Origin of the sequence: Paenibacillus sp. P13VS (assembly GCF_015143645.1) — a bacterium.
Lineage (GTDB): Bacteria > Bacillota > Bacilli > Paenibacillales > Paenibacillaceae > Paenibacillus > Paenibacillus xylanilyticus_A.
The window spans coordinates 274945-299834 of sequence record NZ_WYEV01000003.1 but is presented as its reverse complement, the minus strand read 5'-3'; the positions used below and the strand labels follow the sequence as shown (position 1 = coordinate 299834).

The following is a 24890-nucleotide window of genomic DNA, read 5'->3' as shown; positions in this document are numbered from 1 at the left end:
GAGGATGAAAGAAAAACTCAAAGCAGGTATTGAAATTGCTACGGTAACGGCAGAAGGAATTTTGTTTGACGGAAGAATGTATACCAATCGAGAAGTGATCAAAAAGCAGTGGTTTGACGTGGCTAGAGATCAAGGAGAATGGAAGATTCCTGTCGTTCATATCAAAGACTATCACGAAGCAATTCTGATCATTTCATTAAAATATCAAGAGGTAAGTGTTGCTACGTTGGTGAGATTAGAAAAGAGAAGCATTCAAGAAGTGGATGATTACCACGATCGATTGAACCAACTAAAGCAGCTTAAGAAGAACATTACAAAACAAATTAACTAAAACACTTCAAAACATAAAAAAAGCCTTGTTCAAAGAGAACAAGACGTAGGTAATAGGTGGTGAATTTAATCAATAAGACTCGACAGGATAAGATACTTCTCTAGTGAATCCATATTACGTTGAGCCAATTGTTGTTTCATATTACGGACAGTATTCGTTGCTGCGTATTGAACTCCAAATGAATGGGTGAGCTGGCGTACAGTAACTTCTGAGGCACCAAATTTTGAAGCGTACTTCTTAACCATAGCTTGAATCGTAGTCTTTGATATTCGTTTACCTTGTGTTTCCCCGTTAGGCTTTGCCAGGAACAACGCTCGCTCACCTGTTTGAGGAGCATAGGTGCCAGTTCTAATTTTCAAGTAATCGTACAGATAGGTTTTGGCATTATCGCCAAACATAACTTGGTGTTTCGTTCGTACGCTAGCTTGCTGCCTTGTCACGATAACGTAGCCGTCCTGAAGGCTAATATCATCCAAATCCAAATTGACAATATCACTGACCATAATTCCAGACTCTAAGAGCAAGGTGACGATACTGACATCACGTGCGCGATTTTGATTATGGAACCATTGAGCTTGTATATTGTTTTGCTCTATTACGCCTTCCTGTACAAATTTAACAAATTCAGGGATTTCATGGACGCGTAGTACCTTATTCTGTAAATGACGTGCGACCTCCATATGGTTTTTAGGCCTCTCCAAGGTGAATGTAGCGAAGACATTACGCTTCAAAATAGGAGTTTCGTTAAACTCAAATCTCATATGGAGGTAGGCGAATAACGAACGTAATGAATGGATTTTGCGAACCAAGGAACTATATTGCAAGTTTCTTGTCTGCGTTAAATAATCCGAAAATTGTTGCACATGTTCACGGGTTATATCATTGAACATATCTAGCGTAAGTTCATTCTCCGCAGTAACATAGGGCCATAGATTGGGTCCAATCCAGCTAAAAAAAAGACGAAAATCTCTGGTGTACTCTAACAAAGAAGAAGGAGACCGATCGTGGTCTAGCTTATGTTCAATGAAACATTTTACGGCTAAAGGTAACTCGTCAATGAGCTCTGATAGCATTGCTAAATCTCGGGATTCTTGTACTTTCATATATATAGACACCATCCTTGATCTCTTTTCAGGATGTGTGCCCAAAAAACATTACTTTAATACGTTCAAGATGAAATTTTGTGTGTTGAATTACTGTTTTGAAGATGATTTTTCAATAGTGATTCGAGAGGGGCATCTAAAACTTGTAATAAGAGATATAAGTTATACGCACTGATCACGTGCCTTCCCCTCTCAATATTGGCAAGGGAAGAACGAGCAAGATGATAATTCTGACATAACTCTTCTTGAGTTTGCTTCTTTAACTTGCGAAGATCCCGAAGTCGCTCACCTAACCACTTATAAAATTCTTCTTCTGACATATCGAATTCTTCCTTTCTATCATTCTATTACTTCTTAGTATGTTCATAGAAAGGCAAATATTATACATAGATGAGTATAAAAACTTGAATTTTTGTTTATACAGGAAAACAAATCTAAAGGGGTAACTTGTGATGAGTAGAAACGAATTCATGAAGTACCAGCCCATCAAGATACTTCGAAGTAAAAAATATGGAAATAACTATTGGACCCCGCGTGGAAATAAAGTCGATAAGCGGATCGTTGAACTATATAGTGATCTGGAATACGATCATTGGCTTCTGGTTGATGCGGACCCTGAAGTTATCACATATTGTGAGCAACCATTGGAAATTTCCTACGTTTTAAATGGCCGCCTTCGTACTTCTATCTTTGATATGTGGATCTTAAAAGAGGATGGGGCGGAAATTTTTGTGGAAGTCAAATACAAGAAGGAACTGACATCTAAACATCCAAAACATGCGAGAACTCAGCGGCAAATCGAAGCACAACGAGAATGGTGCCGAATGAATAATAAACATTACGTTGTTCGTACAGAAGAGGATGTAAGAAAAGGTCGTCACTCAATTGAGAACAGAACATCGTTATGTATGGCAGTAGTTAATAGTAAGAAGCCTGTTTTTTCTAAGGAAGTGCTTAGTGTTATTCCAGGTGAAGGGATAAAGATTAAAGAAGTTGTGCGAGGACTATCTAATCTTCCTATTGAGGCTGTACTTTTATGCCTAAAATGGCTCCTTTATGAGGGGGATATCAAAGCGAATATGGAAGATCAACTTATCGGATTTGAAATGGAGGTTTGGAGACAATGAGCAGATCGCGAATTTATGAGCAGGACGGATTAGAACCCGACCAAGCTAATCCTGAACTTTGGCCCTCTGTAGATGAGAATGTACTAAACGAAACTGCCCATACATTGTTTGTACAACGTAAAAATGCGGTCTTAATGTATTTCCGGAGAGACAGTTTAGATAGTATTCAACATACGACCGGAGTCTCGCCTCGAAACTTGAGAAGATTAGTTCAAAGATGTATTCAATATGATCTAGATGGCGTTGTTTTAGGTTTCCGTGGATTGATTCCTCAGAAAAATGTAAAAAATTACGAGTTGGATTTATTAGGTCAGAAAAGAAATAAAGATCAAAAAACTGGGGAATTCAAACGTTTTTTGGAATTGCATCCGGATATTAAAGACATGGTAGAAGATTTATATTTAGGCAGAAAAAATCGTTCCCTAGAGCCGGTTATGAAGGTGAAGCATATCCACAAGCGCTTTGTGGATCAGTGCCGTGAAAAGGGAATAACTCTCTCTGAATACCCTTTAAATACAAAATGGATGGGGTATAAGGCTCTACAACGTTACATTAAACAAATAGCTGAGCAAAATTTTAGAAAGGCTGCGGCGCGATACGGTAAAGATGCATTTCATAGAGCAAACCGAGCGGGGGAGGAAGACCAAAACCAACTCTCAAACTTATTCCCGTATCAGAAAGTTCAGTTTGACGCCCATCGAATTGACGGTTTTTTTACGGTAGATATCGATACACCAGATGGAGATCCTATGACCTTGACGCTTGAACGTTTCTGGATTCTTACCATCATTGATGTGAGTACTCGCAGCATTTTAGGATATTCTGTTTCACTGAATAGAGAGTATGGTGGAAGTGACGTAATGCACTGTGCTCGTAATGCAATTATGCCACATAAACGGCTAGAATTGACAATCCCAGGCCTGAGTTATCATCCCCCAGGTGGGTTTCCATCAGAAAAGTTTCCTGAGTTGGAGTGGGCAGTGTGGGATGTAATGTGTCTAGATAATGCGAAATCTCATTACGCTAAAATGGTGCAAGATCGACTCACAAATTTAATTGGATGCACACCGAACTTTGGTCCCGTAGCACTTCCAATGAGAAGAGGAGTGATTGAGAGATATTTTAAAACCTTAGCAGGAAGCCTGTTTCATCGGTTACCAAATACAACGGGGAGTGGTCCGGATGACCCTAGAAGAAACAATCCTGAAGAGACTGCTCTTCGTTTTAACATCACATATGAACATTTATTGCAACTCGTTGATGTAATGATTTCAAATTACAATGGCACACCACATGGAGGGATTTATCATCAAACGCCCCTTGAACTTCTTGAAAAAAGGATACAACTAAGAGGCTTATTACCAAGGCGCCTGGAAGAAGAGAAACGATCGGAGATGTTGTTTATGCAAACCCAAATTAATCGAACCGTAAGAGGCTCTCTAGTGACTGGGAGAAAACCCTACATTCAATATGAAGGTGTAGAATACCGGAGTGAAAAACTTGCGAACTCTGCCCATCTAATAAAGCAAGAGTTAATTGTACATGTGAATGTTGACGATCTGCGTCTCATAAAAGCATATCTCCCCGATGGCAGCGAATTCGGTTATTTAACAGCTAGTGGGAGGTGGTCACTCACTCCACATTCCTTGCAAACGAGACGAGCGATCAATTCATTAGTTCAGCGGAAGCTGATTCATTACACGACTTGGGACGACCCTATCTTCGTGTACACTGACTATTTATTGAGTAAAGAAAATTCCAAGAAATCTACAACGAATAGAGTTACTCAGGTGAAAGAGGTTAGCAAACACAAGCTTACAGACGAAGCGGAAGAACAAACAAAAGCATTAGAAGAAGCAAAAGCACAACATGAATTATTAGACAAAGTTCGAGAAGAACAAATGAATAGAGAAAAGCTAAATGAGATGGATAACTATGAGCGCCTATTAAAACAATTTAAAACAAAGATGTATTAAAAAAGGAGAAGATGACATTGGAAAATCACTTGATACCTGTTGGAACACATCCTATTGAAGTAGGGCATTATTTACTCCCGACCAAAGAGGTACTCCGTTTAATGGATAACCTCAAAAAGATTGTACTGAACCGATTACCAGGAATGATTGTCTATGGTCGTCCACGTCTAGGAAAGACGACTGCATTAAAATTTGCTTTGGAGAATCTGCCACATTTTATGAATGCACCCATACCAATCTTTATAGCCAACAGCAACTCATACAAGTTTCCTAACGAAGGGAGATTTTATGCAGATCTTCTCCATGACTTTGAATTTCCGTTTATAGCTAGAAGAAAAGCTGAAGAAATGCGGAATCAAATTGTCAATTTGCTAAAAGAAAGAGCGGAATTGTCTAGATTAAGAAGGGTTATCTTAATTATGGATGAGGCACATCGTCTAACAGAATCACATTTTATTTGGTTAATGGACATATACAATCAACTGGATCGTGCGAAAATCAGCATGACAGTGATTTGTGTCGGTCAAGAAGAGTTGCTCACGAGAAGAACATTCTTTCTAGGACAACGTAAGTCTCAAATCATTGGACGCTTTATGACACACGAACATCGTTTTTTCGGTATTACTTCCTTGGACGATATCAAATCTGTTCTTCGATGCTACGATTCGTCTGAAATATCTGCATATCCCGAAAACAGTGACTGGAGCTTCACTAGACATTTTTTCCCTAAAGGATATGAGAAAGGGCACCGCTTGGAAGATGATGCTGCTTTAATTTATCAACAATTTCAAGATCTTCGCAGCGAACATGGAGTTCATTCAAAACTTGAGATCCCTATGGAGTATTTTACGTATGCTGTTGAAAACGCTCTGAAAATATACGGGGCACATGGGGAACAGCTTGAATGGATCTCTGCTCAACATTGGTTAGAATCCATCAAGCTTAGTGGCTACATTGAGTCAGAAATTTATATGTCTTTAGCAGGTAGTGGTGATTAATAAATGAATATCGTGTGGAGGAAAGAATGGATCAATGAATATGAATCGCCCTGGTCTGTACTTGAAAAATTGGCTCTGGTAAACCTTACGGGTCGGAACGAGATTCTACAAGTTTTTGGCAGTACACATGTAAAGAACATTAAAAATCACATTGGAGATAAGCAAAGAGAACTGTTACAGTTAAATGGTTTCCACCTCGAAAGGCTTCATCAAACACTGGATTTTAACTTACAAGAACACAATTTTAAGAATATTCAGTTCGTGGGAGCATTGGTTTCATCGTGAATTGCATTGGTGTTCGAAGTGTATGGAGGGGGGGTATCATTCTTGGCTGCATCAGTTTAAACTTCTCGATGAATGCGCATTTCATGATCTCAAATTGAATAATGCTTGTCCTAACTGCAGATCAACGATACCGTTCTTGTTGTCGAATAGACAGTTAGAGCATGCATTTCAGTGCAAGTGTGGATATGCCTTTGCTACTTTTCATATGTCCAGTTGGAACGAATGGAGAGGGCCTGATCAAATGAATCCTGCTGTCCTTCGTTGGGTTCAAGCAAACCAGGCAAACATGAAGATATCAAATATGCATTCCAAATGGATTATTCATGCACAACATTGCAATTTAAAGCGTTTAGTTACGGATGAACCTGAAGAGATAAAAATATTTGATACGGAAGAATCCGTGCACAGACAGGATTACTTCTCTAACCGTTTCCAAAAAGATTTACTGCAAGTTACTTCTAATGCTGTTCAACAAGTTATAGACCGATTATTTCAGAGTTCACTTAAGTCTCATCAACATTGCATAACTCAATTGATGGAGCTTAGAAAATCGAATGAAACGATTGAATTCCCTGAAATTTGTCCCTATGCATATGCTTATGTTTTTTGGAGAAAATCTCTTTTAAAGGAGGAGCATTTCTACGGCTTTAATTCTTTGAGAACGAGCTTGATTTCTGATGTAGCGCCACTTCTAATCAGGGAGCTTCTGGAGTATTTCTCTGATCAGGTCGTCAATTATCAAATGAAAATCCGTAGAAGTATTGATATGGGGGGGCTTTCCTGGATTCTTGAAAAACTGGTCTTACAGTTCTGTGAGAATTTCTTCTGTGCTTGGATGGAGACCGCAGGGAAGAGAAGTAAAGAAATTAGTGTTCCTTCTTGGAAGGAAATTGAAAATATGAGGGATCGTTCGTTTCCAGATGTCGCTTTCAAATACAACTTTGATGAGAGCAGCTCATCTAGCAGCATTGAATATTATCATTTGCAAAACAAAGAACCGTTGTTGACTAACAAATGCAATTGCCCGAATCAACATGAAACCGCTAAACAAGATATTCAATCAATGATATCGTGTACACCACAAAAAGTTGCGATGCTGAACATGAGTAATCCAAGTGATGAACATAAGATCCTCCAAAAAACAGTCGAGACATATGTGAAAAAATTGAGTTTTTGAAGCCGTTAATCTGAAAAGATTGCCGGTTTTTTGTGTTTAACCCGGACCGGATCAATTGAGAATGAAAAGGAATAGGGGAACGTAAACGGCAATAGGTAGAAGTTCTTGTCCTTTAACGGTACAAGTTTTTGTCCACCGTCAGAAATTGTCAAAGAACTTGTTGGGATGATGTGATTCATGCCATTTTACATATGTACAAAATACGAGTTTTGTGAAACAGTATTAAAGATTAACTAATCAACATATGTATTCACGGTATTATCTTCTTTTTCTTTTTGTCTTTTACTCATTTAATACCGTTTGTTCGATCAATTAACATGGATAAATGTGGCTTTTTCAATTTATAACCCCCGAGAAATTTTCAATTTCATATGGATAAATATGTGATTCTGTTTACAATTCAGCTATCCAATCTATCCAAATATAATATGCGCTCATTTCAGTTTTAAAATAAGCACATATTATATTTGAGACTAAATCTGAATCGAATTCTTATCATCTTGATCCTACGTCATTTTTAATCCCCGTGCACCCAAAATTCAATAATGCTGTTCCAGGTGTTGGATTCGTTTTCTTGCCCGACATAACGAATGAATTTGGCCTGAGTCGGTTCAAATTCAAATGTTTCATAAGCCGTCTGTTTTTGACTGGCCACGTTACTCAATACTTTCTGGTAATTTATACCATCAGTTGATATCTCCAAATCAAAATAATTGGATCGCGTATGTCCATTATAGAATTGAATGCTTACCTGCCCTACTTCGGTTTGTTGCTCAAGCTCCAACTGCAAGTATTGTCCCTTTCCATCTGCAGACCATCTGGAGTCTGGATCACGGTCGATCGTATGGATCGGCAGATTGCCATCATCTGCACTTGCCGTAACCTTGGTTACGACAGCGAATTGTCCTTCCGGTTCAGCCATAGCCTCTTTGACTTCAAATTTCTCCTGTGCCTCGACCGTTACGCCATTAAAGACGCAGCTCACGATGATGTCGACCTTTCCCGCTTTTACCGCATGAAATGTAGTCCCTTCCATATATCCGATCGTATCATCACTTGATGTATACGTCACAGGAACATTCAATTCTGCAATGTTTACGATCTCACCATTATCTAATGTTAGAAACGAAGATAATTCACCGCTTCCGCCTGCGCTGATCGCATTCCCTGCAACTCTCCAGCCGGGTACTGTTTTATTGGGAATGATGGAGATATTCTCTGGAAGTACGGGTGCTTCAGCAACCTTAAACTTAACTCGCACGTTCTTTTTGTGACCCCGATAGGATACAGTGATCTCTCCAGTTCCATTAGTCTCTTGCGGTTGCTTAATTTTAATCTTTGCATCCTTGTCATAAGCTTTTGCAGAGATGATCGGTGTTTTGGTTGTGCCATAAGGCAAAGTATGAACGTAATCCGTTCTTAAGAACTGCATCCCTCCGATAGCTTCGCCATTCACCAACAGGGATTGAAGCCCCAGATGAATATCTTTGATTCGCTTCTTGCTCTGATCCTTATATAGACTTTGCGGGGATAAACGATCGCCCTCCCCAATACCTTCCGCCATATCGAATGGCTGCGTATTTGCATCCGGAATCGAACCCACAATGTTGACGTTCACGCCGGTGTCCTTTCCTTTTGTTCCAATGACATATCCATTCCCGAATTGTTCTGATTCTACAATAACGCCGGATTTACTAGGGTGTGCCGCCTGACCGGTCGTATTCCAGAACACACTTTCAGTGGTTACCACCCCATGACGATTCGTTTCGGATGATCCATAATCCCGTGTAATGGCAGAGATCCCGTCCCCGTTAACGACCAGGTTATCGATCAGGTTCGCCATGCTCAAGTACATATGAAAATCAGTCAATAGTGAAGGTTTCTCAGAATACGAACCTTGCAGCACATTCCCGTTCGCAGAGAAGTTGGCATAGGTGAAGCTATGTCTAGCTCCAATTGCCTTACTATTCTTAATGAGATTATCATTGCCTATAAATTGATATAAATAACCGTTCCCATTCGCTCCACGATACTGCGGGTACTGCATGGTTACATGATCCACAGTAACGTTCTTCGTACGATCCAGAATAATCCCTTTGGATAACAGATGATAATCTGCATTGCCAGCTGGTTTATAGGTGTTAATATTTCGAATCCAGCTGTTGGCCACTGCAATCACATTGACTGCTTTAGCATTGTCGGCTTCATACCCAGCAGTCCCAACGACTTTGAAGTCATCTTCACCGAGCCCCGACTTTGCATTTTGAATGTTTGCAATCGAGAAATCTTCCAACCCTACCTCGACAATCGGGTCTGCGGTCTGACTAATCGTAATATCATCGCGCAGCTTCATTGGATAACGCGTCGGAATATCTAACGTGATCGTTTGGTTCTCCGGATCTATGCCAACGATTCGGCGATAGAATAACGGTTCTACTTTACCAAGACGTGACGACCACTTGTTTTGCATGCCAAGTTCACGTAAGAAACCTGACGTCGTTTCGAATGAAATGACCACGTAATCATTCACCGCAAAACCGCTTGTGTCTTCAACGGGTAGCAGAACGGTTGGATCGGTAACGGATTTTCGAAGTTTTGTTGAAATTCCGGTTTTCTTCCAGTCTCCGTTACCGATCCGGATAATATCCTTGTTTTTCATATTTTGCTGTGCATTATAGATATGAGTCTTGTTCATCCCGTCCCCTTTCAGGACCACACGACTTGCAGGAATGTGTAGTGAATAATCCTTGCCGTCCTGAGGGTTAACCTGATATGTACCCTTAGGAAGATACACGACACCCCCACCTAACGAAGCAGCAGCATCAATTGCCTTCTGAATAGCCTGTGTTGCATCTCGATTCCCTGAAGGATCGGCAAAATACGGTGATTTGGTAACGTCAATACGTTTGTTCTTAGCCGTTTTCGGTAATTGGGTTTCCCCGCGCCGATAACCGGCATACGAAAAGTCATGCAGAAACCTTCCCTGTTCATCTTTAAATCCCGGATACCAATTGTTTGGATAGAGCCTGCTTCTGCCATCCGTACCCAGAGACAGATTCTCACCGACACGATCAATAGATGACCGTGAGTCACCCTCTGACGCTCGAACCTCCTGGGTTCCAGGTACAGACAATCCAACGCTCAACGTAAATGCCAACAGTAAAAAAGGCCACTTTCTACGCATACTTTCGTTCTCCTCCTTTTGGATTCCAGAGTATGTGAGCGGTTTCAAGAAACCCTATTGTCACCTCCGATCCTGCTCAAGCAAGAGTCAAGTGCATGCCAACTCAGCATGTCATAACCGATTGTAGAGCACGAGGGAACGAAATTATATGAACAAAAACGACACTTCAATGCCCATTTTATACAATATAAGGATTTATTCAGAGGATACGGCGCGATTATATCGCTCTAACGCCTGTTGCTGAATCTCAATCGCACGATCAATCTGCAATGACTTAAGTTGCTCGACATACGTATCGAAAGCGTCCACCGGCTCAATGCCAAATATGATTTTAAGCGACATCTCGTCCACCACTTTGTTTACTTCCTGCATGATGACTGACATCTCCGTGCTTTCTTTCTCGGTTTTGGGCAGGGTCGGTACCTGATGGAGAACTGCATCCGTACTGGACCATAGCTGTACCGCCTCTTTTTGTTCCGGCAAAGTATAGTATTGTTCCATATATCGCGTATCCTGCACGAATGGCCCGAAATAACTCGCTCTGGTGTACATCGCAAGCGCTTGTGCCGGCGACCACTTATCAGGGTTTTTCAAAATAGTCTCGGTATACGTCGGATACCCGTCCTTCATCTTAAAACTGACACCTTCAATGCCAAAGTTAAACAGCAAATGTCCCTCAGGCCCATATCCGTAGTCCAGCATTCGTGCTGCTTCTTCTACATGATGACTGTTGCTGGATATAGCCACTCCACTGGAACCGATCGCGGGAGCAAGCTGACCAAATTTCGGGCGATCTCCTTTGTTCATGACAGGATATGGTGCTGGCACAAGTTTGGCCTGAGGATCCGTCTCCTGCAAGATAGGCAGCCATGTACCGATCCCCGCACCTGCATTCCAGATACCAGCGCCGCTGCGTCCTGTTGTCATGTTGGTATCCTGAGTCTCCGAATCGACGGCAGCCAGATTTTTGTCAATGAGTCCTTCCGCATACCATTCACGGAATAAAGAGAGAAAGGCCTTATACTCAGGTTCTTGTGCCCCAAACTTAATCTGGCCATCTTCCACGTAAAACCCCTTTTTTATGCCAAAAGCGCCAATAAAACCGCCGCCTTCAATACCAAACAACGGATTCGGAACACCGAGGAAAGTAAGCGGAGCTTCAGCTCCCTGCTTGTCCTTAAATGCCTGAAGCACCGTATGCCATTCGTCGATCGTAGTCGGTACATCGAGTCCAAGCTCATCCAGCCAGTCCTTACGGATAATCGGCCCTTGATATGTTCGCAGCCTATCATCTCCTTGAATAAAAGGAAACGCGTAGTAACTTCCGCTGGCTGTACGAATCTGCATATCAATGTCTGGATGCTCGGTCAGGTACTGTTTCAGATGAGGTGCGTATTGATCAATAACATCGTTTAATCGCAGAATATATCCATCTTTGATCGCTTTCTCCGGCCCACCGGGATAATTGCTCCACTCGTATTCAATCATATCCGGCAGTTTTCCGGACGTAAGCAGTACATTAATCGCTTCTTTGGCCTGATTGGCGGGAGGCCGGATGAATTGAAGGTTGACTCCGGTTCTTCGCTGCCACTCCTGAAAAAAAGGAACTTCATTGAAGCTGGACTTAATGCTCGCGGCATTGCCATTCAATTCTGCCCAGTAGGTTAATTTCCAATCGTTATTGGGTGAAGCAATTGAGACGGTCTGGTAATCTGATGAGCCGCTACGTTCATCCAGCTTGGCATCCGAATCTGTCCCGTTCTGATCGCAAGCAGTCAGCATGCCTAGCAATAGGATGAATCCTGTCAACTTTGCTATGAATGCCAACTTCCTCTTTACGTTCATGTTCCGGTCTCCTTTCAAATCAATCAACTGATTTCTTTATATTTACCGGGCGTAATGCCTTCATATTTCTTGAATACCCGGATGAAAGTTGCTGCATCGTTATACCCGACCAATCGGGATATTTCGGTAATGGATTCCTGTTTATGCTCCATCATTTCTTTAGCCTGTCGAATACGGCATTTATGAATGCAGTCCAGCAGACCCTCACCCGTCTGATTCTTGAACAGTTTGGACAAGTAACTGCCTTTCAGCTCAAAATGTTCACCAATGGCGTTAACGTTCAAATTCACATCCGTATAGTTATTCTCAATATATTGTGTGATTTGGGTAATGAGATGACGCAGGGAATCCTCACGTTCTTGTGATACATTTGTTGCGCGCTTGGTAGCGGCATAGGAACATACCTCTTCAAGCAAGTTCTGCAAAGCTTCCTGCATCTCCTGGATGGTATCACTGGCAATAATGTCCTCAATCCGATGCGGGTATTGGGTTAGCGTCTGATGATCCCTTTCCCCCAGATCATTAATGGCCTTGATCATTGTACCTACCAGGTTAAAAATCAGGCAACGTGCGAGTGTGAGCGACATAATCGGTTTAACAAAATTTCGCTCTGTAATCTCATTCATATAAGCGCTGGCTTGGTCGGTATCTCCCGCTTTGATGAAATTAAGAAGCTGCTGTTCCACCTGAAGTGGATAGTAGTAGCCAAAGGAGTCATCCGCCATAGCCTCGCTGCGGACATCGTCATAGGTAATGATGCCTTTCTTGCCAAGCACCATTTTATATTCCATCGCGTCTACTGCTTCCTGGTATGCTTCGGCGATGCCAATCCACGACGTATGGCGTCCACTGATGGAGATCGTAAGCTCCATATCATAGCGTTCCAGGAAGCGCTGCGCTTCTGCCGCAATATGATGAAGATCCTGGTTCCAATCCGAAGAATCCGCTTTCATATTTACAAGACAGACGATCATATCATCAACTTCAGCCACATATCCGACATGCTGACGCTCTGAAGCCAGTTCTTCAACCACATTGGAAATAATGAGATGGATTAATTTGTTTCGTTCGTTAATATCAATACCCGGCAGCTTTCCATAGAGATTTTCTTCATTTTCGATGACAAATAGAATCACAGCAAACTCACTTGAATAGAGCGGCATATGAAAGGAACGGAATGCATCTTCATAAGGTACCAACGTATCCTGTTTGCCTTTGAGAAGCCGATTAATCATATTGGATCGCAGCACCTGCTCATGTTTCTGCAGCTGCTGGGCAATTTCATTCTTTTCCGATCGTGTGTTCATGATGACCTTCTGAATAAACCGAAGTTCATTCCGATCAGCAGGTTCGTTCTGTGAATTTTTGTCTTTTAGTAATTCCACGAGCTGTTGGATCGGGGAGTAATTCCGGCGCATGAAGAACCAGGTCAGTACACCCGCACTAATGAGACTCACCACGATACTGATATACGTAAAATTGCGGACATATACTGCCTTTTCCCAATAAAGGCTGCTGGGAATAATCAATGCGTACTTCAGATCGGATACCGCGGAGTCCATGTAGAACATCTCCGACTTGCCTACCTTGGCGCTATCCAATTGTACCTGTTTGCCATTCATGAATGGCTTCAATTCTTCTGACCCGGGATGATTGCTCATCAGAATCTCGTTATTCTGGTTCAGAATGAGCAGCGTGGCATCGCTAAAACCCGAGATGCTTTCAATTGCTTCCTGGAATCTTCGCGTATCCGCCATGACAACAACCGTACCGGTCTCCTGACCATTCAAATCGTCAGGCAGACGTGTAATGTACGCAATGGAAGACTCCGCCGGAGCGGCATTCTGATGGGGCAGTATGACGAATTGATTTGTCTCTGCACCCAGAATTTGATCCCGCCATGCTTCGAAAGACATTGAACCTGTGTTATGCAGGGTATGAAATGCCGTTCGCATATCCCGAATGTTACCTGCACGGAGAATGGATTGGTCCTTTTTCCACACGACGTAGAATTCATCGATGGATGCGTAGGATGTTTTATAGAGACGAAGTTCCTTCACCAGTTGGTAAGCCGTGTACGGCGCCTCTTTGGCTGGCTGATTGGAATACATTAGCGTTTGCAAATTTGGGCTCCACGTCATCTCCATATTTAATCGCTTCATCAGATCAACTTGTGTATCGATCGTATATCGCATTTGCTTCAATAAGGAATCGTTGGCCCGATGTATTTCACTCTTCAATGTCTCATTCGCTTGCATGTAAATAACCAAACTGATCAGAATCGGCACAATCAAAACAGCACTGTAAGAGACAAGCCAGGTCACAATTATGCTTTCTCGTTTTTGCCACAAATATCGAATGTTTAGCAACAACTCATCACCCAACTCTTCGTAGATTGTCTATGTTTGGATCAGGAATTTATTATAACGGCAAGAGCGTAATAGGGATATAGATAAAAAGTTCAATTCGATTGACAAAAAGGGTATCAACCACCGATTTTTCCCGTCAAATCAAGCACAAATAGCCCGAGTAGACCACTTTCGTCTATCGGGCATTCTGGGCCAAAACGCGTATTTATTTGAATTCATTTTTGAATAGATGAGAAGGTTTTCGGAATTTTCTTAACGTATTTTCTAGAAAATGCGATGCGTCCATCCGTTTAATTTGGCACTCGCCTCAACGTAGAAATAGTCACCGTAAATGAGAGAAACGTTCACGTTCTGACCTGCCGGTTTATGACCGGTTCCCTTGAGAAGCATACCTTCGTGCTCAGGAAGATCCCACGTTCCATAATGATCCCGCAAGGAACTCAGAATACGTTTGGCAACCGTAGCATAGAATCTGCCCTCCGTTTCAGGAAGTACATCAGCAAGTTCAAGCAGTCCGGAAGCAGCTATTGCACCAGCAGAGCTGTCTCGTGGAATCTCCTCCCCTTCTTCCGGCTCAGCACGGAAATCCCAATGCGGAACGTGATCCTCAGGCAGGCTGGAAATGAAGAAGTTCGCCACACGCCGTGCCGCATCCAAATATGCTGGTTCCTCTGTATACCGATATGTGTTCGTTAATCCATATAAAGCCCACGCCGCTCCACGACTCCATGCCGAATCTGGCCCCGCTCCCTGTCCCCCTATTGATTCTGCCCGTTCACCAGTCTCGGGATCAAATCGAATGATATGATGCACGGAACCATCTTCCCGGACAAATTGCTTCATGACCATATCCGCATGAGCTTTGGCGATATGACGGAAACGTGGATCTCCGCTCTCCTCAGACGCCCAGAAGAGCAAGGACAGGTTCATCATGGTGTCGATGATTGACCAGCCCAGCATGTCGCCATTCCAGGCCCGGATGAAGCTGCCTTTGATATTAAAGCGTCCAGTCAGGAAGTTCGCGGCAAATAAGGCACGCCTTGCGGCATCGGCATCTCCGGTGAGCTTGTATTTGGCTACGGCAGTAGGAAGGAAATGAAATCCCACGTCGTGATCAAAGTAATTGTTTTCGAGAAACCGTTCGGATAGCCGCTCATCCCAATTCCATGCAGCTTCTTTATACTTCTCATCACCCGTCATATCGTAAACAATCCATAACATACCCGGCCAGAAACCTGAGGTCCACCAATCGATTCTCATATCGTCATAGATGCCATTTGCCCCAGCAGCATGCGGAGACTTTTCACCTATGGCTGCAAGCATCTGATCGGTTTTATTTTTAATCTGATCCCACACGTCCTTGTTCACTTCATTTAATACGCTCATGTAACGTCATACCTCCTTACCATTCTTTCATTCCCTGATTTAACCTTTCAATGAACCAACCATGACACCTTTCACGAAAAAGCGCTGCAAAAACGGATAGATGCACAGGATTGGTATCGTCGCTACCATAATCGTTGCATACTTGATGGTTTCCCCGATCTGGAAGCGATCCCCAGCCGATGCACCTGCCGACATGCTTTCTGTGGAATTGGCAATCAGAATCTCTCGAAGCACCAATTGCAATGGGAACAGCTCTCGGCTTTTTATAAACACCGATGCATAGAACCATCCATTCCACTTATCAACTGCATAATAGAGAATCATCACGGCAATTACTGGCAAGGACAACGGGATAATAATGCGGAACAAAATGGTGAAGTGATTCGCTCCATCAATCTTAGCTGACTCTTCCAGGCTGTCCGGTATGCCCATAAATGACGTTCGCATGATGATCAGGTTAAATGTGCTGATGGCAAAAGGCAGAATGGTCGACCACAATGTATCTAATAAGCCAACGCCTTTTACAACCAGGTACAGTGGAATTAATCCACCGCCAAAGAACATCGTGAACACGATAAAGAACATGAACACCTTGTTCCACATCACGTTTTTGCGGGATAGCACATACGCACCAAGCGCAGTCATGAACAGGTTGACGATAACGCCGAACACAAGAATAAACAATGTATTACGGAAACCTGTGGCTATACCTGGGTTGGCAAGTACACTCTTGTATGCTTCCAGACTGAAGCCGACCGGCTTCCACAAGAGCCCCTTGTTTGCTAACAGCTGCGCCGAATCACTTAAGGATGCAAATAACACGTAGAGCAGCGGATACAATGTGACGATAACAAGCAGGATTAGAAACGTATAATTCAATATCATAAAGATTCGGTCAAACCAACCGCTTTCCTTAATCAAAATTACCACCTCACCATAAGCTGTTTTGACTCACTCTGCGGCTGATATAGTTCGCCGAAATCAGAAGAACGAGATTGATCACCGAGTTAAATAGACCGACTGCCGAGCTGTAACTCCATCCGAATTCCAGCAATCCTTTTCGATATACGAAGGAGGAGATAACGTCAGCTGTTTCATAGGTCACCGGATTATAAAGGAGGATGATTTTCTCGAACCCGACATTCAGCATATTACCCATCCGGAGAATGAACATGATCGTAATAATAGGCAGCAATCCGGGTAGTGTAATGTGAAACATTTGCTTGAGACGGCTCGCTCCGTCAATCTTCGCTGCTTCATATTGCTCCAGGTCGATGCTCATCAACGCAGCGATATAGATAATGGATTCCCAACCGATTCGCTGCCATATTTCAGACAGAACATAGATCGGACGGAACAGCTCCGGCTTTTGCAGCATCGCCTGACCGTCATATCCAAGCATCATGATCAGACGGTTGATTAAACCATCCGCGTTCGTGAAGTCCGTAATAATACCGCATATGACAACGAGAGAGATGAAATAAGGCATATACGTTATCGTCTGAACGACCCGCTTGAACGTACGCTTGCGTACTTCATTGATGAGCAGCGCCAGAATAATCGGTGCGGGGAATTCAAAGAGCAGCGTGTATAAACTGATCAGAAGGGTGTTCTTCAGAACACGCAAGAAATAATAACTGTTGAAAAACTCATCAAAATGTTTCAGCCCAACCCAATCACTCCCCAAGATACCCTTCATCGGAGAATAATCTTTGAAGGCAATAATTGCGCCGTACATTGGACCGTAGTGAAATATTAAATAATATCCAATAACCGGAATCATCATGATGTATAAATACTTGTTCATCATGAAGTCGCGCACGAACCGGCTTCTAAAGGATTGACGATTGCTCATGATGTAACTTTTCACCTCTTTTCAATCGGGAGGGCTGTAGCCCTCCCCTTTTACAATTACCGGTTGTTGTAGCGTTCGAGTGCTGCGGTTTGGATTTCAATCGCTCGATCCAGATGTAACGATTTCATTTTCGCGACATAGCTCTCGAATTGATCCACCGGTTCGTTGCCCAGAATGATCTTGATGGTCATCTCGTCGACGAGTGTATTGATATCATTCATGATGGTCGCGTATTCGGAGCTCTCTTCAGGTGTCGGTGTGATGGAAGGCAGATTATATTTGGCGGCCTGTGTGTTCTTCCATACATCAATGGCATCACGCTGAGTCTGTAATGCAAAGAACTGCTCGGCATAACGTTTGTCTTGAACGAATGGACCGTTATAGCTGCTGCGGGCATATAGTGAAATCGCTTGTGCAGGCGCGAGTTTATCCGGATTCTTCAGCAGCAAATCTGTGAATTTCGGATAATCACCTTCCATGTTATAGCTGACACCTTCTTCACCAAAGTTGAAGAACATGTGCCCTTCCTCACTGTAGCCGTAATCCAGCATGCGAACGGCAAGTTCCGGATCCTTGGCTGCCGTCGTGATGGCAACCGTGCCTTCCGAGGCATAACCCTGATTAAGCTGGCCGAATTTAGGAATATCACCTTTGTTAAGCACCGGGTAGGGTGCAGCGACCAGAACGGCATCCGGATCATTTGCTTCGACGAGCGGCTGCCATTTGCCGATTCCTCCGCCTGCGTTACCGACACTAGCGCCAGTAGCGCCCGAAGCAAGGTTGCCGTCAACGGATTTGGTATCAGCCGTCGAGATGTTTTTATCAATCAAACCTTCTTTGTACCATTCCTGGAATAACGTCAAGTATTCTTTGAAACCTTCTTCCGCAGGACCAAATTTGACCTGTCCGTCTTCCTGATAGAATCCCCGGTTTACGCCAAAGGCCCCCAGGAACGCACCATTACCGGAATCGTTAAAGAATCGTGGCTTACTTACTACAGAGAACGGAGCGGATGCGCCTTTTTTCTCTTTAAAAGCTCTAAGAGTTGTTGTCCACTCATCAATCGTTTCCGGAACCGGCAGTCCTAGCTCATCCAGCCAATCCTTACGAATGATGGGTCCCTGGAAGACACGCAGGTACTCATCTCCACGAATGAACGGGAATACATAGTAGCTGCCACTGTCCGTTTTGACCATCTTGTCGATGTCCGGATTGTCCTGCAGGTACTTCTTCAGATTCGGAGCATACTCGTCAATCAAATCGTTCAGCTTGAGAATGTAACCATCATTGATGGCTTTCTCCGGTCCACCGGGGAAATCTCCGATGAAATTGTACTCCAGCATGTCTGGCAAATCCCCGGATGCCAGCATCACGTTAAAGGATTCTCTGACCTGACCTGTCGGTGGTGCCGTGAATTTGAGTGGCACGCCGGTTTTTTCCTGCCATTTTTGAAAGAATGGAATTTCGCTGTGCGAATTTTTGACTCCGATCAGGTTTCCGTTAATTTCACCCCAGTACGTAAGCGTCTTATCCGTTTGAATCGGATAGGTGGTTGCTTCCGTTGATCCGCTTGGTGTTCCTTTATCAGCTTCGCCCGTTTTACTGTCTCCGGACGAACACCCCAGGATCGTCGTACCTAATAACAGGATCATCAAACTCGCAGATAATACTTTTCTTCTCATGGGCCTTATCCTCCACCTTTTGGGAATGTCTGTGCTCTATCTCAGCGTAAGGGAGAGCGCATTACAAGAGATATTCGCAAAAGATAAAATGACATATTGATTTCGTTCGAAAGCAACTGATCATTTAGCCAAAATGATAGACGAATTCTCTAAAGAATCATCTGGAATGTTTTGAATTTGCTGTGTTGGCACGGGTTTGTGACCGTTCTTCTGACAACACAAAAAAACAGACCATGAACAAGGTTCATAATCTGTAACGTGAGTTGAATATGAAGAGATTTGAATACATCAAATATGTTGGCCAGGGTACGCCTTCTCATGTTTAGTCCCAAACGACTTCGGTACCTGCGATAAAATCATGTAATGCACGGTTGTCTTCACGTACAGCAACCATGATGACACTTACAATAAAACCAATGCCAAAAGTTATTCCATATACAAGTCCTGCGACAATTACGCGCATCAGCATGGTTCCAATTCCAGGGGGCTCCTGTGTATCGTATTTTCGAATTCGAATTCCACAGATGCGTTTTCCAATCGTTCTCCCGTTCCAGAATGCAGGCAATAAAATGGAATATAGTGAACTTAATATTTGCGCTATAGGTTCATCGCTGTCAAAGTTTCCTGTAATGAGCCCTGCGATAACCATCAAAGGCAGCGCAATAATAATACCATCAACAATACTTGCACCGAGCCTAATCCAAAAACCGGCATTATACAAGATGTTTCCTCCAAACTGGTTAAATTGAAAAAACTCCTTTACCAAGACATTAATTTAATTTATTTGCGTAAATCTTCAGATAGTATAAATAAACTCTCCATTAAATCATCGAATAAAAAAGAAGCCATAATTAGCCTATGGCCTCACATATATACAATATGAATTTAAATTACATATGGAACGCTTTCCAAAACGAACCCTCAGTATTAATAATGTCCCTGATCTGGACAAAAGGAATCGTAAATGTCGGGAATCCCGCTGCGTACGGAGCGATCTCATAGGGATTGAAATACAGATGCAGTGCGTCTGCCGTCACGAAAAATGGCTGGTTCGGGCTAATTCCTTCATAGGTATCCGGAAATACATAAGCATACTGAGGATCATTTTTGATCTGATCTCCTACAATCTGACTTAATACTTTTACGTAGTCGCTATTCGGCTTAAACAAGTCCTTTAACTCATACAGCTGCCCGCTGGTGAGATTAATAATGGCATAGATCATCGTAGGCATACCGTGTGCAGCCCCAAAAGGATAGTTATATCCCGTAAGCTGCAGCTGAAGCAGCTGTTGCTGATAAAAGGTAATATCAAAATCCCCTGTGTAGCTGTAATCCAGCTTCTGGTCTGGAGGAATCGGTTTGACCTGAGACAAGTTCCTCAATTTCAAATTAAGTGCCAGTTGTGCGGCCTGGTCGGTTAATCCTTCCACCTGGGGATAATAAATCAGATAATCGATATTGGGTTTATACTTCTCTTCACGAACACGGTAAGGTGGCTGAAGGGGAACGATTGTATTTTGCCGCCAGATGATCTGTCCGGCTCGATTGACATACAAAAGACGCTGATCAACGTTTGCTTTGATCAAATCCGGTGCTACGACTTCCAGTGTTCCGGAACCCTCTACACGGGGATATCCCGGTGCTGGGCGCCCGCTCAGATCAAGCAGAACAGTCTGTCTTCCATCCGATGCAGAAGCGAGCCCCCCTTTGTAGTCGCCCACGTCCCTGTAAATGAACTCTGTTAGTCTCCTGCCATTAACATCTGCAATCGCATACATTGAGCCAATGAAAGGTTGCTCCGGATCAATGGCCTGCCCCAGTGCAAAACGCTGCTCCCCTAAATCTCGGATATCATTGTAAGCCGATTGAATGACAAAAGCCCCTTGCGTGTTAATAACACCATACATGGATTTGTAGTCCTCTGCTGTATTCACAATCGCGTGCCCACCATTGAAAGGAAGTGCTGTAGTAAATTTAGGTTCAATTCGGACCTGACCTCGTTCATCGATATAGCCGTACTTTCCGGGTGTCTCCTTCTGGAAAGCAAGTAAACCGTCTCCCAGCGGTCCCACATACGCGTAAGGGTATGTCGCCAGTCGATTTCCATTACGCTCTATGAGTGCGAACTCATTGTCTTTGATCTGAACAACCGCTTTTCCGTTGTTAAAATCGTAGGCTGATACGAATTGTGCTCGGATCACCTCATTGCCAGCAGCGTCCAGGTAGCCATAACGACTGACATCTCCACCTGCCTGACCTCCGGAAGTATCATAGAAAAGCGCCCGCCCATCACTCATATTTGCGATAAAAGGATAAGCCCGTTTCGTAAGCACATGACCTTGTTCATCGATCATTTTAAATCCTTGAGCATCAATCACAATTGCCCGTTCTTCTTCGAATGAATTAATGGAATCGTATACAGGCTGAACAACATACTGGCCATTCAGATTAATCACACCAGCCTTGCCATCCTTCACAACGACAGCCAGGCCATTCGGCTGAAAATCACGAGCGTCATCAAGTACAGGCTCCAGCCGGATCCGACCCTGTGCATCCATATAGCCCCACCGGGTTCCCTGAATCGTTCTTACCGAAATGGGGAATAACCAGGTGGTTTCACGTACATGACTACCTCCCATACCCTGTTTAATCTGCTTCTCCAATTCAAGCAGCGCTTCCCGCGATGGGTAAGGTTCGTTGAAACTTAGCGCTTTTTGAACTGAAATCAGGGCAGCCGGTAATAACCCGGCGCGATACTGGGCGTCGGCAAGATAGTACCAGTAAAAAGTGTAGTCCGGATAATGCTGAGTTAATTGTTCGTAGTACTGTACAACCTTGGGAAAGTAATACATGTATACGTCTGTGGCAGGTACCCATTTCCCATTTTGCCACCGGATAATATCAACCTGATAAGCCTCCCCGGTATCATGCGTCCAAAGCGCAATCTCCACTTTTCCGTCTCTTCCATGCTGACCGGGCATATCAATAATCTCGGCATGACTGAAATATAGATCCGCTGGGGCTACGTCCGTTAAGCCTGCATCTGTCCACTCATATACAGCAAGTTTGGACCAGATGGAACCGAGCTGCCAGCCGACAATAAGATTGTTTCTTGCCGTAGATGTTACAGGTGCAGCTGTCAGCAAGGTTGCGTTGTACCCCAATCCTTTGGTGACCGACATCTTCGTCCATTGTCCTTGCACAAATTTCAAAATCAACAAGGTTAATTCTCCATCCAGTTTATAAACCGCAGCGATCTCCGGCATCCCGTCTCCGGTGAGATCTGCCGCATATATGGCTGGATGTTCGACAGGTTTAAGTATAGTGACGACATTAGCGCCGGCCGGAAGTAGTTGTTTTACGATTTGAGTTAATAGTGGCTCGCTCATCGACATGTCTGTTTCCTCCCTTATGACCGCATTCGCCTAATGGTATGCATCATAAACCGGGATATGACATCTAAGCGAATATTACTACTGAATTGTGAGAAGCATGGTGCATGGTATACGTATTTGAATAGGTCCCGTAAGTAAAAAGTTAACCAAATAACGCTCTCTCCACAAAAAAAATTTGCAGAGGCACTCGCTTCTGCAAATCTTTCGCATGGCTTCAGGATGATTCCTGAATGCTTAGTTGTACATACTTGGTTAAGCGGCAATAATGGCTCAGCAGAAGTTCCTCGTTACCATTACCGAGAGCCAGGCGGCGTCCTTCGGTTATCAATAGCCCTACAATTTCCTCAAGGAATGTCAGTTGATACCGTTTGATCTCCACAAGAAACTGTGCTAACACGCCTACATCCTTCAAAGTAAATTGGGATATCCCGCGCAGCAGCAATTCTTCTGTCCAGCCGCCGATCTGCTGCATGAACTGATTATAGTCTTCCAAGTCTACCCGACCTCCCATAGCCTATATCCAATTTCAGGCTGACTACCCGTTGTCCCTTCAGAAAGCTAATCGGGTACAATGTGCTCTGTTCCATTCGAACAAAAGCATAAAAGTGTTCAAGCGAGGCGGCTCCATATCCTGACTCGAGACGCTGGATCATCATTTGCCAGTCCATGGAATAAGGAAGCGTCAGAGGAAGCAGTTCCCCTTCTTCCGTTTCAATGGTAAGGATAAGTTGTTGAGTTCGTTTGTCAAAGCTGTGATCTACGATCCGGGCAACCCGAAGGATGGCAAAACGCTCCTTCGGGTTGGTAAATAGCTCAAATGTCCTTGAATCCTCAAGAAGTAGAGAAGGAACATCCTGCATGTATTTGCCCAGATTCACATCTTCCACTTTCGTTCGCGTCATAAGTTCCAGCTTCGCACCCTCCCCTGAAGAGAGCCTGCGGTCGTTGTTCACTTTTACCGTTTGGAACTGCAGCTCTTCCCCGGCAAATTGACGGAAGGTCACATTGGTAAGCCATGGCGTAAATGCCCCATAATGCTCTGCGTAGGAAAATGAATTATCGTCATAGTAAACAGCGCGCACATCGCTGTACGTGTATATTTCTTCGTCTTCAAAACAGTAGAAGTAGTACGTTATCCCCCTGTAACCAGACCTGGTTTCCCATGCATCTGCTCCTAAACCATACAGATGTAACTGCGGAACGGTGTAATACTTACTGCGAAAACTGCCAATAAGCTGGCTCTGCATATAAGCAGAAGTACGCTCTTGCTCCAAGACCTGCAATGCGAGATACAGCTTGGACACCCGATCAAGCATGGTTTGCATGGAGAACCGAATATGTCGATTGAAGAATAGCTGTAATTCACCCTGAATTCCCCGTAAACTTCGTTCAACATCAGGGAGGTTGCCACTATGCGCAGCTACAGCGAGCGTCTCCAGCTGGGCCATATAGGACTGTGGAAGCCTAGCAAGCCCCGTTTTTAACAGATCGGCAAGCATGCTGCGGCATTCACGGACGGTTTGAATGGAGAACTTGGTATCATATACTCTTCCACTTAAGACATTCTCATCGTCCACATGTTGTTGTCTGCGATATCGAAGCAAGGCTTCCAGCTTCGCCATATTTCCAGCCGTTTGTTTAACCTTACACAGTGCCTTCGCGAGACTGGGTTCCTGGGTGAATGAAACCTCAATGTCTTGTCTTACAAGCCGCACGGTAAGAAGAGAATCCTCCAGAACTTCGATCTGCTCGGGATACTTCAACCGGAACCAAACCTCTTCGATCATCGAGGAGCTATACGATTGGATTAACGTAGACAGATCAGACTCTATCATCCAGCGGAAACGGGATTCATGACCTGGTGTTAACTCCACGGTATCCATAGCAATCGAACTGGATTTTGAATTATGGTCAGTCGCTTCAGATGAAGGAACTGCCTCCGCCAGCACGTCTTGCCCCGTGACCTCTTCATCCGTCTGATGTTCACGCTGATAATACAGAATCGAGATCAAAACATGTTTGCAGATGTGATCTGACGGACAGGAGCAGTCCCAGCGATCGAGCGTACTTTCCAGCGTACAGAGAGTTCCATCACTCAACTGACAGCTGACTGAAGATTCATTCCACGTGTATTGCACACTCACACCGTTATCGATATCTTTCAAAGACCGCTTGTA

At 43.7% G+C, this 24890-nt stretch carries 18 protein-coding genes; 5 read left to right on the top strand and 13 right to left on the bottom strand.

Translation table 11 applies throughout. The features are described from left to right. Positions 1–4: 4 nt before the first annotated feature. The gene (locus GUA98_RS06365) at positions 5–331 is read left to right on the top strand and encodes a hypothetical protein (RefSeq protein WP_193722432.1); all 327 of its coding nucleotides are present in this window, start codon (positions 5–7) and stop codon (positions 329–331) included. Between the two features lie 65 nt (positions 332–396). On the opposite strand, the gene GUA98_RS06360 is transcribed toward GUA98_RS06365, so the two are convergent. Both GUA98_RS06360 and GUA98_RS06355 read right to left on the bottom strand, forming a co-directional pair. Continuing rightward, positions 397–1434 (bottom strand): tyrosine-type recombinase/integrase, encoded by a 1038-nt coding sequence (locus GUA98_RS06360; RefSeq protein WP_193722431.1) that lies wholly within the window; start codon positions 1432–1434, stop codon positions 397–399. Positions 1435–1499: 65 nt separating this feature from the next. Beyond that, on the bottom strand, positions 1500–1754 hold the full coding sequence (locus tag GUA98_RS06355) for a helix-turn-helix domain-containing protein (protein WP_193722430.1): 255 nt from the start codon (positions 1752–1754) through the stop codon (positions 1500–1502). A gap of 132 nt (positions 1755–1886) precedes the next feature. Between GUA98_RS06355 and GUA98_RS06350 the strand changes: the two genes are divergently transcribed. The 4 genes from GUA98_RS06350 (at position 1887) to GUA98_RS06335 (ending at position 6997) form a co-directional block, all read left to right on the top strand. Continuing rightward, positions 1887–2561 carry a TnsA endonuclease N-terminal domain-containing protein gene (locus tag GUA98_RS06350; RefSeq protein ID WP_193722429.1) on the top strand — a complete coding sequence of 225 codons (675 nt, stop codon included), beginning with the start codon at positions 1887–1889 and terminating at the stop codon, positions 2559–2561. Continuing rightward, a complete protein-coding gene (locus GUA98_RS06345; protein ID WP_193722428.1) occupies positions 2558–4537 on the top strand; it encodes a hypothetical protein in 1980 nt (659 codons plus the stop codon). The genes GUA98_RS06350 and GUA98_RS06345 overlap by 4 nt, the downstream gene beginning before the upstream one ends. 17 nt (positions 4538–4554) lie before the next feature. After that, entirely contained in the window at positions 4555–5535 is a 981-nt protein-coding gene (locus GUA98_RS06340; RefSeq protein WP_193722427.1) for an ATP-binding protein, read from the top strand. Positions 5536–6025: 490 nt separating this feature from the next. Further along, positions 6026–6997 (top strand): hypothetical protein, encoded by a 972-nt coding sequence (locus GUA98_RS06335; RefSeq protein WP_227779446.1) that lies wholly within the window; start codon positions 6026–6028, stop codon positions 6995–6997. Positions 6998–7514: 517 nt separating this feature from the next. Here GUA98_RS06335 and GUA98_RS06330 read toward each other — a convergent pair. From GUA98_RS06330 to GUA98_RS06280, 11 genes are all read right to left on the bottom strand, one after another. Then, positions 7515–10181 carry a discoidin domain-containing protein gene (locus GUA98_RS06330; RefSeq protein WP_193722425.1) on the bottom strand — a complete coding sequence of 889 codons (2667 nt, stop codon included), beginning with the start codon at positions 10179–10181 and terminating at the stop codon, positions 7515–7517. Between the two features lie 195 nt (positions 10182–10376). Further along, positions 10377–12026: an extracellular solute-binding protein gene (locus GUA98_RS06325; RefSeq protein WP_193722424.1), complete on the bottom strand. Its 1650-nt coding sequence runs from the start codon at positions 12024–12026 to the stop codon at positions 10377–10379. Between the two features lie 23 nt (positions 12027–12049). Then, a complete protein-coding gene (locus tag GUA98_RS06320) occupies positions 12050–14377 on the bottom strand; it encodes a helix-turn-helix domain-containing protein (RefSeq protein ID WP_227779445.1) in 2328 nt (775 codons plus the stop codon). Between the two features lie 282 nt (positions 14378–14659). Next, positions 14660–15781, bottom strand: a complete 1122-nt coding sequence (locus tag GUA98_RS06315) for a glycoside hydrolase family 88 protein (protein ID WP_193722422.1) — start codon at positions 15779–15781, stop codon at positions 14660–14662. 39 nt (positions 15782–15820) lie between these two features. Next, a complete protein-coding gene (locus GUA98_RS06310) occupies positions 15821–16702 on the bottom strand; it encodes a carbohydrate ABC transporter permease (protein WP_415752997.1) in 882 nt (293 codons plus the stop codon). 10 nt (positions 16703–16712) lie between these two features. Further along, a complete protein-coding gene (locus tag GUA98_RS06305; RefSeq protein WP_193722421.1) occupies positions 16713–17636 on the bottom strand; it encodes an ABC transporter permease in 924 nt (307 codons plus the stop codon). A 56-nt stretch (positions 17637–17692) separates the two neighbouring features. Beyond that, complete coding sequence (locus GUA98_RS06300) at positions 17693–19318, bottom strand: extracellular solute-binding protein (RefSeq protein WP_193722420.1); 1626 nt, start codon at positions 19316–19318, stop codon at positions 17693–17695. A 322-nt stretch (positions 19319–19640) separates the two neighbouring features. Continuing rightward, positions 19641–20039 carry an RDD family protein gene (locus tag GUA98_RS06295; RefSeq protein ID WP_193722419.1) on the bottom strand — a complete coding sequence of 133 codons (399 nt, stop codon included), beginning with the start codon at positions 20037–20039 and terminating at the stop codon, positions 19641–19643. Positions 20040–20208: 169 nt separating this feature from the next. Next, entirely contained in the window at positions 20209–22713 is a 2505-nt protein-coding gene (locus GUA98_RS06290; RefSeq protein WP_193722418.1) for a WG repeat-containing protein, read from the bottom strand. Positions 22714–22927: 214 nt separating this feature from the next. Beyond that, a complete protein-coding gene (locus tag GUA98_RS06285; protein WP_193722417.1) occupies positions 22928–23206 on the bottom strand; it encodes a hypothetical protein in 279 nt (92 codons plus the stop codon). Then, complete coding sequence (locus tag GUA98_RS06280) at positions 23193–24878, bottom strand: hypothetical protein (protein ID WP_193722416.1); 1686 nt, start codon at positions 24876–24878, stop codon at positions 23193–23195. The genes GUA98_RS06285 and GUA98_RS06280 overlap by 14 nt, the downstream gene beginning before the upstream one ends. Between the last annotated feature and the right edge of the window lie 12 nt (positions 24879–24890).